Genomic DNA, 12,607 nt, shown 5'->3' with positions numbered 1-12,607 from the left:
CGGAACGGGCGAACTTTCTATGTTATAAATGAACGATCGCAGCGGCAAACGTCCATAAGAGCCGTGTTTTGTATCACAACCGCTCGCTGATCCATGATGAGGTACATCGACGGGCTCTGCATTTGTTATTTTAAAATCAATCTTGAAGAAAGGAATATGTTGATGGAAAAACGGAATGGTTTGCAACAGTTTTCCATATTCCGAGACTTAAGCCCGCAGGAATTGGCCTGTGTCCAGGAAATCGCCATTCATCGCGTTTTTCGGAAAAAGACGACCATCTTCACAGAAGGAAGCGAAATCGAAGCGGTATTTTTTATTCAGGACGGACTTGTCAAAGCCTATAAAACGGATGAGGCCGGCCATGAACAAATTGTATCGCTGCTGCAAACCGGCGATATGTTTCCCCATACCGGTTTCTTTAATCAGACACCTTATCCGGCAACAACGGAAGCCCTTGTGGATACGCGTCTTTTGGCGATTCCCGTTCACGCTTTCGAGCAACTGATCTTGTCCATGCCCTCGATTGCCATTAAAGTCATTGATGTCATGAGTGAAAAAATCCGGGAACTCCAACAGAAACTTCAGCAGTTGACCGGTTCTGATGCCAACAGCAGGATTCTGTCCTTTTTGCTATATCTGGCAGACAAACACGGAAAAGTACACGGCTCCCGGATTCACATCCAATTGCCCATGACCAACCAAGAGCTCGCCAATACGGTCGGTACATCCCGAGAAACAGTGAATCGTCTGTTAAATCAACTGAAAAAGGAACAATTGATTGAAAAATACCGCCGGGAAATGATCATTTTGGACAAGAATGCGCTCAAACGCCGGATCGAATCCTAATGAGTGGATAGCTCCGTATTTATGGGAATTCAGATGAGGAGCATACTCATAGACAAATACTAGTGGACAAACTTCAACATCAACAGATGTTTCTTCTTTTACTTCTCTTTTAACAGCTTCAATAATTGATTCATTAGATTTAACGCCACCTGCCGGAAGATTATAATGGATTTCCTTTTTCGTCTTTGATTTCAACTAAAAGAATGGAATGATTATAATCACTGCTCCAACTCTCACGCTAATGTGATAAGACATACATCTTCCCTCCCAGTTCACTGATTTTTAAATATTTGGATCATAATACCATCCGTTTTTCGGACAAAAACACTCACCTCCCATCTCTAGAGTGAGTACTCACTTTACACCCATAAAAGTTTATATTAGAATGAACCTGAACTGATTTTCTTCTATAAGGAGGGGCTGATCAAACCGATTGTAAAGTAAGTGCTTAATTTATTTATGGAAAGCTGACCAGATCGTCCCTTCAAACTCTGTTCTCTCGTTCCGGGAGCAGCCATTTGTGCCTCTTTGCAGGGCGGGATCGGAAGCGAGACAAAATTCTCCCCTCGTCGTGACACACAAAACTTTGACAGAAAAATGAGAAATCTATTACCGGGCTTTTGCCAATACTCTTATATATTCATTGCAAAAATGTAAAGTCACTCGGAGCACACCGAAATCAGAGTAAGGACTCACTTTATTTTTCATCATAAAAGAGAGGTGACCAATCAATGAAATCCCATGTATTGTTTTTTGACCAAGTGGACCGGTCCAGCCTGCCTTATGTCGGGGGAAAGGGAGCCAACCTGGGTGAGCTGAGCAAGGCAGGGTTCCCGGTACCTGGTGGATTTTGCGTAACAACTCATGCCTACAAAACCTTTATTGCCACCAGTCCCGAAATGGATTCGCTGCTCGGTGAACTCAATAAACTGAACCCGAATGATTTAAATCAATTGCGGAAATGGGGGGAGCGGATCCGTTCCCACTTGCTTCAACTGGAGATCCCCGCCGAGTTGAAAAGTGACATCATTCATGCCTGGGAGGCGGTCGGAACCAGGTATGCTTATGCCATCCGTTCCAGTGCAACGGCTGAGGATCTGCCTACCGCTTCGTTCGCCGGACAGCAGGATACCTATTTGAACATCCGGGGACAGGATGAACTGCTTCGACACGTCCGGAAGTGCTGGGCCTCGTTGTTCACGGATCGCGCGATCGCCTACCGGGCTAAAAACGGCTTCGATCATCGCCAGGTTTACCTGTCTGTCGTGGTGCAGCGGATGGTAAACCCGGAAGTATCCGGTATCATGTTCACCGCCGATCCTGTGAGCGGAAATCGTAAAGTGGTTTCCATCGACGCCAGCTTCGGATTGGGAGAAGCGATTGTGTCCGGGATAGTTTCAGCCGATTTGTACAAAGTGAAAGCGGGTCAAATCATCCTCAAGAATGTATCGGAAAAGAAAATCGCCATTTATTCCCTTCCTGAAGGCGGTACGATAAAAAAAGACCTGCCTCCCGATCAGCAGACCCAACAAGCGTTGACGGACAGCCAAATTTTGCGTTTGGCTGAGCTGGGTAAAAAAATCGAAACGCATTTTGGCTCTCCACAAGATATTGAGTTCTGTATTGAAAACGGAAAGATCTTTGTTGTGCAAAGCCGGCCGGTCACGTCACTGTATCCTCTGCCTGACATGCCGCAGGAACCGCTTCGTGTCATGATCTCATTCGGTCATGTACAAATGATGACAAATGCCATGAAACCACTGGGGCTTTCGGTACTGCAAACCGTTTTTCCGAAAAATGTATTTTTGAAAGCCGGCGGACGTCTGTTTATCGACCCAACGGAAGTGCTTCGTACCAAGCTGGGCAGAACCATATTTCCCAAATTTATCGGTCATTTATTTGATGAAGCGGTCAGCAACGCCATCCGTGAAGTGATCCAGCGTCCCGAGTTTCTTCGGGTTCCCCCTCAACCGGGTTTGGTTCAGTCAGCACGACGACTGGTGACTCCGATCATCAGGGAGGTGTGGAAAAATCTTTGGAAGCGGGATCCGAAATTAGCGAAAAGCACCGTTGAAAGCTTTATGCAGAAAAAATGGACGGAGTTCCGGGAACAATTGCAGGGTGAAAATGGGGAGAGACGCTTAGAAGCTCTCCAACATCAATTAAGCATCTTTGCTAAGGATTTAATACACAACATCTTCCCATACGTCGCCTGTTTCCCGATCTCATTATTATTGCTGAAGAAATTGCTGGAGAGTGACCAGGAACTCCATCGGCTCAACAAGTCCCTCCCGGGCAATATCACGAGTGAAATGGGCTTGGTGATCGGTGATTTGGCCGATCTGGTCCGCGAACTGCCCGAAGTGGAAGAGTACCTCAAACAGGCAAATGACCGGACGTTCTATGAAGGACTCTTCCATGTACGCGGGGGAGATAGGTTTAAACGGGCGTTTGAAGCGTTTATCGCCAAATACGGACATCGTTGTCCGGGGGAAATCGACCTGACCCGGCCACGCTGGCGTGAAGCCCCTACCCAGCTGGTTCCCGCCATCCTGGGACACATGCGCAGCGTGAAGCCGGGGGAGCATCGGGAAAAATTCATTCAGGGAGAACAGGAAGCGAAAGAAGCTGCAAGGCGAATTCTGGATCAGGTCGGAAACAGCGGTTTTAAGGCCAAACGGATCAAACGTCTGATTGAAGTCTACCGATCCATGGGCGGGCTTCGGGAGCACCCGAAATATTTGTTTACATTGATTTTGGATGAGTGCAAAAAAGTGATTCTATCTGAAGCGGACGAGCTGGTAAAGAAAGGGATTCTACAGCAGAAAGAGGATGTCTTTTTCTTGACTCTTGACGAGCTGGTCCAACTCGGCAAAGGGGAGTTGAAACAAGATCCCGTCTCATTGGTTGCTGAGCGCAAAGAACAATATGAATGGCACCAAACATTGAACCCGCCCAAAGTCATGACGAGTGAAGGGGAAATCGTAACAGGTTCCCCCCGGAAAGGCAAATTTCCCGAAGGGGCGCTTGTTGGAACAGCCGCTTCAGCCGGTGTCGTTGAAGGAAAGGCACGGATCGTCCTGAAACCGGAAGAAGCCCATCTCAATGAGGGGGAAATTCTCGTTGCTCCTCATACCGATCCCGGGTGGACCCCCTTGTTCCAATCAGCCAAAGCATTGGTTACCGAGGTTGGGGGATTGATGACACACGGTTCGGTGGTGGCCCGCGAATATGGAATTCCGGCCGTGGTGGGAGTAGATGATGCGACCAGGAAAATCAAAGACGGGCAGATGATTCGTGTGGACGGAAACCAGGGATTTGTGGAGATTTTAAGTGATGAAAATGAGTAAGCGGTCGATTATATTCACGGGGATTCTATTGGGGGCGGCGGCGAACATGATGATGCAAACCGTCGTCGCCACCATCCTTCCCCAAGCCGCTCGGGAATTGGGCGATTCCCACTTGTATGGATGGGTTTTTAGCGGATATTTGCTGATGTCCACGATTACAATCCCGTTGTTCGCCAAATTAGCCGATCTTTATGGTTATAAGTTGTTTTTCACCCTGGGGATGTCTGTTTTTCTCATCGGATCTTTCCTGTGCGGGCTGGCACCGTCTCTTTCATTTTTGGTTATGGCACGGTTGATTCAAGGAGTCGGGGCTGGTGCACTCGGTCCGGTCACAGTCGCTTTAATCGGGACATTGTTCCCTATTGAAAGCAGGGGAAAAGCGCTGAGTGCCTTTGCTGCTATTCAACTGTTTTCCAATCTGTTGGGACCGGTTGCCGGAGGAATCGTTTCCGCATCCTATGGATGGTCTTCCGGCTTCTATATGGTCATTCCATTGGGACTCCTTTCCTTGATCACCATCCAGTTCGCCCAGATGCACAGGGAACAAACAGAACCAACTTCCTTGAAAAATATGGACTATTGGGGAGCATTGCTGCTCGGTGCCGCCATCGCCTTATTTATCCAAACCTGGACCGTATACGAAAAGTCCGGTTGGAATTGGAACACCACCACCCTGCTGGTTGCCAGTATTCTGTTGTTTATCTGGTTTATGTTTCAAGAGAACAAACACCCGGATCCCGTCTTGTCACCAGGTCTGATCCGGATTCGCAACGTGTCCTTAGCGAATCTGAGTGCCCTGTTTGTAGGCATATTAATGTATGGAGCCATTGCTGTCTTTCCTCTTTACGCTACCGTTATATTTGAAGGCAGCTCCAGTCAAAGCACTCCATTTTTACTGCCGCTGATGCTGGGGTTAAGCACCGGTATACTCTTTTCGGGTCGCATGATACAAAAGATTTCTTACAAAATGTTGGCGCGAACGGGTTGGCTGACATCGGCAACGGGTCTTTTCGGGACAAGCATCTCAAGTTTTATGGTTTTGCCGGTTTTTAGTATTTATATTTTCGCGTTTATCATCGGCTTCGGTGTAGGCACGATCATGCCGACTTTCTTACTGCCAGCCCAAAACGCTGTATCTGAAAAATACCAGGCGACAGTTGGCGGAATGGTTCAACTGAGCAGAAATATTGGAGGCGCCATCGGAATACCTGTCTTGACCAGTATTCTAGCCATCACATCAGGGTGGGGAGAGAAAACGTTCCAATACGGGCTTCTGTTTTTGGTTCTCTTCTTCCTCAGCCTTTTTGGGTTTTTGATTGGCAGTCAATTTGAAGGAGCAGCCGTGACAGGCGAACGGAAGGGGTAGAAAATGAACGATCAACTAAAAGCATTATTAAAGGAATCCCATAATATTTTGATCGACACCAACCTGACAGATAAACAAAAAGATATCATCCGGGCAGCCCTGGAGTTATTCGCAGAAAAGGGCTATGATGGAACCACTACCCAGTCCATTGCACAAAAAGCAAAGGTGTCAGAGAAAACTCTCTTTAAGTACTATGGCAGTAAACAGGAGTTGTTCAGACAAACGGTTTACCCTGCCATGCTACAAGCATTACAACCCATGTTGTTGGAACGTATAGATGGAATTTTAAGCAAAGAAAATGACTATCATGATATTCTTCACGCCATATTTAAGGACAGAGTAGAATTTGCCAAAGAAAACACAGATGTCATCAAGTTAGTATCCCAGGAACTTCTCCTGAGTCCGGAATTTCGCGAAGTGATGTCGAAGTTTGTGAAACAAAGTGTGTTGCCAAGGATTTCACAAGTATTCCAAACCATGAGTAAAGCCGAACATTCAAGCATGCCCCTTTCCTCTTTAATCCGGATCATTCTCAGCTTGCTGGCCGGATATGTGATAACAAGAACCATTCTCCTGCCTGATCAGGAATGGGACGATGAGAAAGAAATTCAATTCATGTTGGATATTTTATTTAACGGCATAGACAGATAGAAAAACGGTAAAAAACCGATCACTCGCTTCAAAACAGTGGGTGATCGGTTTTTCATTGTTTATGAAGGTACAGACTCGGAATGGATGAATGGAATCATAACTTTTCATTCCTGTCGACATTCAGCCCATCCGGTTTTCTGTTTTTTCCAAAAACAGGAAACCGCTGGAATCCGGCCCTTCACACAAACTCCATGCGAATACGTTATAATTGTCGCGATGTAGAGGTGAAACTGAAAAATGTCTTATTCTGTCCTGGTTGTCGAAGATGATCTGGATATCCAAGAGTTGATACGGGAATTTCTGCAGTCGCAGAATTATGAAGTGGATGTCGCCAGCGATGGGCTGGAAGGCATTCGCATGCATCAAAAAAAACCGTATGACTTGGTCATGTTGGATGTGATGCTCCCCAATCTGGATGGGTACAGCGTCTGCAAGATGATCCGCGCCAAGTCGCAAGTGCCGATCATCATGCTCACCGCACTGGGGGAAGAACCCGATCAAATCAAAGGGTTTGAGCTGGGCGTAGACGACTATATCACCAAACCGTTTTCTTTCAATGTTCTGATTAAACGCGTGGAGGCCGTGTTGCGGCGCGCGCATCGGACGCAACCGCCTCAGCAGCTTCACTATAAAGAGCTGAAACTGGATGCCGACGGGTATACAGTGACTGTCCACCAGCAAAAAGTGGATTTAACGACCAAGGAATTCGAAATCCTGCATGCGCTCTTGCGCAATCGCGGCAAAGTGTTAAGCCGCGAAGCGCTGTTGAATCAGGTCTGGGGGTTCGACTTTTACGGCGATCCCCGTGTCGTCGATACGCATATCAAAAACCTGCGAAAGAAATTGGGAGTTCCTTATATACAAACGGTAAAGGGGATTGGATATAAAATTGATGGATAAGCTGAGGCAAGGCATCACCGGCAAAATCTTTCTCATCACCAGCTTGTTATTATTTGTCTCGGCCCTGCTCATCTTCTTGCTCTTCTACTTTCTCCTTCCCTCCTTTTACTATCAATACAAAATGAACCGGTTGGAAAATGGCTTCCATATACTGAAGACCCAGGTCGCTTCCATCCCGGTCACCGAGGCGCAAGAGAAGTTGGACACGTTTGCCAAACAGTACAATGTGGGATTGCTGATTGTCGATTTGGAGGGGAACGTGATTTATCGTCCACCCATCTATATCCTGATCAAACGGTTGCCTGCCGATCTGTCGGCTCCCTCCCTCCAGGGGCGATTCCGCTCCAACGAAACGAAGGAAGAACGCATCTATTCCGCACAAAAACCGCTCAGCTTTCTGGATGGAACCTATATCGCCCTCATCAGCGCAACCCTGCAGCCGATCGACGAAGCGTCTGACGCCATATTCATGTTCATGCCGTATGTCGGCTTGATCATTCTGCTCATCTCCCTCGGCGGTGCGATGGTTTACGCCAAGGTGATCTCCCAACCCCTCTTGCGCATCAACCGGGTGGCCAAACGGATGGCGCAACTCGATTTCAGCGAAAAGTGCGAAGAAGGGTCCCAAGACGAAATCGGCGAACTGTCGCGAAGCCTCAATGAATTGTCCCGCAATCTGGAAGCGGCGATGTCCGATTTGACCAAGGCCAACGCCAAACTGAAGGATGATATCCAGCGGGAGCGGGAACAAGAAGCCAAGCGGCGGGAATTCCTCGCAACGATCTCCCATGAACTGAAATCGCCGATCACTGCCGTGATGGGCCAGCTGGAAGGCATGATTCACAACATCGGGGCCTACCGTGACAGAGACAAATATTTGCAACGCTCTTATGCGATTATGCAAGGATTGCGCGAATTGGTGAACGAGATTTTGGAATTGTCCAAGTTGGAAAGAGTCGATTTCTCCTTAAAGCTGGAACCCGTTTCCCTGTCAAAGTTGGTGGAAAACGTAATCAAACGGTTTGATTACTTCAGCAGCAGTAAACAAATCCACCTGCAAACGAACATCCAACCCGCCGTTCACATCCATGCGGACCCCACGTGGCTGGAAAAAGCCATCTCCAATGTCATCGACAACGCCATCAAATACGCGCCGGAAAAAGCGACCGTCACGGTGTCGCTAACAGACACGGATGACGGGGTCTGCCTTCGCGTTCACAATACAGGGACACATATTGAGGAAAGCGAGATTGAACGCCTCTTTCAAGCATTCACACGCGTGGAAAGATCGAGGAACCGCAACACCGGGGGAAGTGGGCTGGGCTTGTTCATTGTGAAGCGCATTTTGGAAGTCCACCGTTTTCCCTACCAGCTTGCCAATACCGAAAACGGGGTCCTGTTCACCATACGCTTTCCCGCCTCATCACGGACCGATTGAAGCCCGACCGGGCTTCTTTTTTTTGCCATGTGGATTCCATGCACACCACATTTCTGCTTCATCCCAACTTCACACAGCGCCTTTACGATGAATAACAGCAAAAGGAGGGAAGCTTACATGAATTTTGTCAAGCGCGCGATGTTGAGCGTCATCATGCGAAAAGGAAAAGCTTTTGTCATCTTAGCCGTCTTCTTCATCGTCGCCAACCTGGTCCTGGCCGGCTTTGCCATCCAGTCCGCCACCGGAAAGGCGGGGGATTTGGCGCGCCAAAAGCTGGGTGGAAGTGTCACTTTGCAACCCGACATGGAGAAAATTATGAACCAACAGTCCACAAACGGGCAGATGGGACAAGGCGTGCGGGTGAAGATGCCGTCGCTCTCTGAAAAAGATGCCCAACAGCTGACCTCGCTGGATCATGTGCAGGCATACAATTATCTTTCCAACGCGCCCGCGGTGGCCAACGGGTTCAAACCTGTGGAAACGGAAGACTCCGCCTCAGGGGATTCGGGACAGGGACACAGGATCGTCATAGGCGGTATGGCAAACGGGGTTCAGCCTGACATCATGTTGAGCGGAGTCCGCACAACCGATCTGTTGGAAGGATTCAACAACGGAACCGATCAGATCGTGGAGGGCCGCGGCATCCAACCAAGTGATGCCGGAAAATCGGTCGCCGTGATCGAAAAACAGCTGGCTGACGCCAACAAACTGAAAGTGGGCGACAAGATCAAGGTAAATGGTATACGTGAGGGAAGCACGGCCGAGTTGGAGATTGTGGGGATTTATCAAACCACCAACGCAAATGACATGGGAGGCATAGCTTTCACAAACCCCGCCAACAACATTTATGCTCCCTACACGGCCGTCAGTCCGCTCAAAGCCAAAGGCGAAGAGGGGGAAGTCAATCTCAACGCCGCCGTGTACTATCTTGATGATCCGAAGAATATCGAGGCCTTTAAAGAAGCCGCCCAAAAAACCTCGGTCGACTTTGACACCTATATGCTGGACGCCAATGATTCCGCCTATCAGCAAATGATGGGACCCATTGAAAACGTGGCTTCTTTCTCCAATCTCGTCATCTATCTCGTCACGATCGCAGGCAGCGTCATCCTGGGGCTCATCGTGATGTCTTCCATCAAAGAACGCCGATATGAAATGGGTGTCCTGCTGTCCATTGGTGAAAAGCGCTTCAAGCTCGTCGGCCAATTTCTGACGGAAATCCTGGTTATCGCCCTACTGGCCTTTGGCCTGTCCGTCTTCACGGGCAACGCCATCGCCCAGGCGGTGGGAGACAAGCTGGTGCAACAGGAAATCGCCACGGCCAAAGAACAAGAAGCGCAACAACCGATGCAAAAAATGATCCGTATGGGTCCAGGCGCCACGAAACAAAACATCGATGCGGAACCCATCGACCATCTGGATGTAAATGTCACCTCTGCGGAAATGGGCAAGCTCGCTCTCGTCGGCCTGTTAATAGCGATGGTCGCCACTCTGATCCCGTCGATCTCCATCATGCGCTTGCATCCCAAAATGATCCTTGCAAAAAACGATTAAAAGGAGGTGAAACGAAATCGATGAGCGCGATCTTGCAGTTTGACAAGGTAAGTTATGCCTATAACGAAGGCAGGACATCGATCCCCATCCTGAAATCCGTCGACTTTGCCTTTGAGCGGGGACGGTTTTATACGATTCTCGGTCCATCGGGGTCCGGCAAAACAACCACTCTCTCCCTTGCCGCCGCTTTGGATTCGCCCCGATCCGGCCGCATCCTCTATGAAGGACAAGATATCAAGCGATTGGGCTTGGAGCGGTATCGCAACGAAAAAGTGGCGATCGTCTTTCAAAGCTACAATTTGCTCCCTTATATGAGCGCTTTGCAAAATGTGGTTACTGCGATGGAGATTCGCAAAACCAAAGCGGCCAATAAAAAGGCCAAAGCATTGGAACTGCTTGAGCGCGTGGGCCTGACCAAAGAAGAAGCGGAACGCAATGTCCTGCGGTTAAGCGGCGGGCAACAACAGCGTGTCGCCATCGCCAGAGCTTTGTCTTGCGATGTCGATCTCATCCTTGCTGATGAGCCAACGGGCAACCTGGATGAAGAAACGGCGATGGAAATCGTCAACATCTTCAAAGAGCTGGCCCATCAGGAAAACAAATGCATCATTACCGTGACGCACTCCAATGAGATTGCCAACCAGTCGGATGTCACCATCTGGTTAAAGCAAAAATCGTTTGTCGTCGTTTGACCGAAGATGATCTCCGGAACATGCAATTCTCTCCCGATCGATGTTGCATCCGTCCCTCGAAACGAGGGCGGATTTTTTTATCGTTCTTGTCCCTGAACGGCAGGCAAAAAATCCTCCGCTTCATTCTATGATATAAATGTTATAACCCTTGGACCGATTCGATATATTGCGAACTTATCATTAACGGAGGGCATGAACCCTCAGCGGTTGGCAATTCAACCTCCGACACGCGGTTTAGGAATACTTGAATCGAGGAAATAATGTTTGCAGTCTTGATTGGTTATATTCGTTTGGTTTTGCAATCAAGTACGAAGGGCTGACTCTCCCCCCTGCTTTTTTACGAAATTTTATCATCACGCACAGCAACCTATTCTGTTTACTGAGCGTCTTTTTCATACAAAAAGCATATGGGGGATTTCCATGTTCAAAAAAATGGTTATATCCAGCATGGCTTTTTTTACCCTGTTGTCGGGCTGTACGACGCCAGCCCCAAAACCTCATTCTAATCCGCCGTCCGCTAAACCTGTCTATGATATCAAGCAGTTGGACAGACGCATCGTTCACGCAAACAATCGTTTCGGGCTCCAGCTTTACCGGCAAATCATTCAGACCGAAAAAGGTAAAAACATCTTGATTTCTCCTTTAAGTATTGCGATGGCTCTGTCTATGACTTATAACGGTGCGAACGGGAAAACAGAGGAAGCGATGAAGAAGGTGCTTCAGTTTCGGGAATTGTCTATAGATGAGGTGAACAAGGGCAATGCTGTGTTGAAAGATCTTTTGACACATAGCGGTACGGGTTTACAGCTTTCGATTGCCAACTCCCTCTGGGTAAAAAAAGGATGGAAATTTCATGACAGTTTCCTGCAAAATACGAAGAAATATTACGGCGCCGATCTGTCAGCACTGGATTTCAGCAATGCTAAAATCATCAATGACTGGATAAAAAGGAACACGAACAACAAAATCTCCAAAATTGTAGAAGAGCCGATCGACCCGGATACCGTTCTATTCCTTATCAATGCTGTTTATTTCAAAGGTAACTGGGCTCGTCCGTTTCAGGAATCAGCTACAGAGAAGGATCAATTCCAATTGCCGAACGGCTCGAGCCGATCTGTACCGATGATGTCTCAATCCGGGCAATTTGAATATTTGCAGCATGAATTTTTCCAGGCGATCCGTCTTCCTTACGAAGGTGGAAACATGAATCTGCTGGTGATCTTACCAACTGAAAAAACCGATCTCGACAACCTGCTGCAAATCTTGTCGGCCGATCCAAACAGTTGGTCCAGGCCGTTCCCCAAAAAAGAAGGAACCATCCGGCTTCCCCGTTTCAAGACAGCATACGAGACCGAACTCAACGATGCCCTGAAATCGCTGGGAATGGGGATCGCCTTTGATCCATATCACGCAGATTTTGAAAAAATGGCCCCGATTCCGCCCAATACGAATCTTTTTATCAGCAACGTCAAACACAAATCATTCGTAGAGGTCAACGAAAAAGGAACCGAGGCCGCAGCGGCTACCTCTGTAGAAATGCAAGTAACCTCAGCTCCGGCAGATTCATTCCAGATGACCGTGAACCGCCCCTTCTTTTTTGCAATCGAAGACCGCCGGACCGGTACTTTACTCTTCCTGGGTTCGATTTACAATCCTTTATAGTTGAAGCTTTTAACCGGTTTTATGGACAACAGCAGATTTCCTCTGTGTTATGTCCAATTGGGGTAAATAAAAAAGGGTCCGAATCGCGAAACCCTTTTATTTTGATGGAATGGGTGGGATTCGAACCCGCGGAGGGTGTGAACCCTCG

Annotated in this window: 10 protein-coding genes; 9 read left to right on the top strand and 1 reads right to left on the bottom strand. The window is 48.1% G+C overall.

Annotation, left to right across the window (positions count from 1 at the left end; translation table 11 throughout):
* The first annotated feature begins 162 nt into the window (after positions 1 to 162).
* Complete coding sequence (locus tag BMW55_RS03210; RefSeq protein WP_244527421.1) at positions 163 to 846, top strand: Crp/Fnr family transcriptional regulator; 684 nt, start codon at positions 163 to 165, stop codon at positions 844 to 846.
* Here the strand turns inward: BMW55_RS03210 and BMW55_RS03205 are convergent.
* A complete protein-coding gene (locus BMW55_RS03205; protein ID WP_244527420.1) occupies positions 751 to 1,041 on the bottom strand; it encodes an NUDIX domain-containing protein in 291 nt (96 codons plus the stop codon). The two genes, BMW55_RS03210 and BMW55_RS03205, sit on opposite strands and share 96 nt — an antisense overlap.
* A 536-nt stretch (positions 1,042 to 1,577) precedes the next feature.
* Between BMW55_RS03205 and BMW55_RS03200 the strand changes: the two genes are divergently transcribed.
* The 8 genes from BMW55_RS03200 (at position 1,578) to BMW55_RS03165 (ending at position 12,459) form a co-directional block, all read left to right on the top strand.
* On the top strand, positions 1,578 to 4,196 hold the full coding sequence (locus BMW55_RS03200; protein ID WP_089965304.1) for a phosphoenolpyruvate synthase: 2,619 nt from the start codon (positions 1,578 to 1,580) through the stop codon (positions 4,194 to 4,196).
* Complete coding sequence (locus BMW55_RS03195) at positions 4,183 to 5,562, top strand: MFS transporter (protein ID WP_089965301.1); 1,380 nt, start codon at positions 4,183 to 4,185, stop codon at positions 5,560 to 5,562. The genes BMW55_RS03200 and BMW55_RS03195 overlap by 14 nt, the downstream gene beginning before the upstream one ends.
* A gap of 3 nt (positions 5,563 to 5,565) precedes the next feature.
* Positions 5,566 to 6,213, top strand: coding sequence for a TetR/AcrR family transcriptional regulator (locus BMW55_RS03190; protein WP_089965298.1), 648 nt, complete (start codon positions 5,566 to 5,568; stop codon positions 6,211 to 6,213).
* Between the two features lie 237 nt (positions 6,214 to 6,450).
* Positions 6,451 to 7,113, top strand: a complete 663-nt coding sequence (locus BMW55_RS03185; protein ID WP_089965295.1) for a response regulator transcription factor — start codon at positions 6,451 to 6,453, stop codon at positions 7,111 to 7,113.
* The gene (locus tag BMW55_RS03180) at positions 7,106 to 8,551 is read left to right on the top strand and encodes a sensor histidine kinase (protein WP_089965292.1); all 1,446 of its coding nucleotides are present in this window, start codon (positions 7,106 to 7,108) and stop codon (positions 8,549 to 8,551) included. The genes BMW55_RS03185 and BMW55_RS03180 overlap by 8 nt, the downstream gene beginning before the upstream one ends.
* 117 nt (positions 8,552 to 8,668) lie before the next feature.
* On the top strand, positions 8,669 to 10,105 hold the full coding sequence (locus tag BMW55_RS03175) for an ABC transporter permease (protein WP_089965289.1): 1,437 nt from the start codon (positions 8,669 to 8,671) through the stop codon (positions 10,103 to 10,105).
* Positions 10,106 to 10,125: 20 nt separating this feature from the next.
* Positions 10,126 to 10,797, top strand: a complete 672-nt coding sequence (locus tag BMW55_RS03170) for an ABC transporter ATP-binding protein (RefSeq protein ID WP_089965287.1) — start codon at positions 10,126 to 10,128, stop codon at positions 10,795 to 10,797.
* 420 nt (positions 10,798 to 11,217) lie between these two features.
* The gene (locus tag BMW55_RS03165) at positions 11,218 to 12,459 is read left to right on the top strand and encodes a serpin family protein (RefSeq protein WP_089965285.1); all 1,242 of its coding nucleotides are present in this window, start codon (positions 11,218 to 11,220) and stop codon (positions 12,457 to 12,459) included.
* The last annotated feature ends 148 nt before the right edge of the window (positions 12,460 to 12,607 follow it).

It is taken from the genome of Lihuaxuella thermophila (genome assembly GCF_900110165.1).
Lineage (GTDB): Bacteria > Bacillota > Bacilli > Thermoactinomycetales > Thermoactinomycetaceae > Lihuaxuella > Lihuaxuella thermophila.
This window is presented reverse-complemented; position numbering and strand designations above follow the sequence as displayed.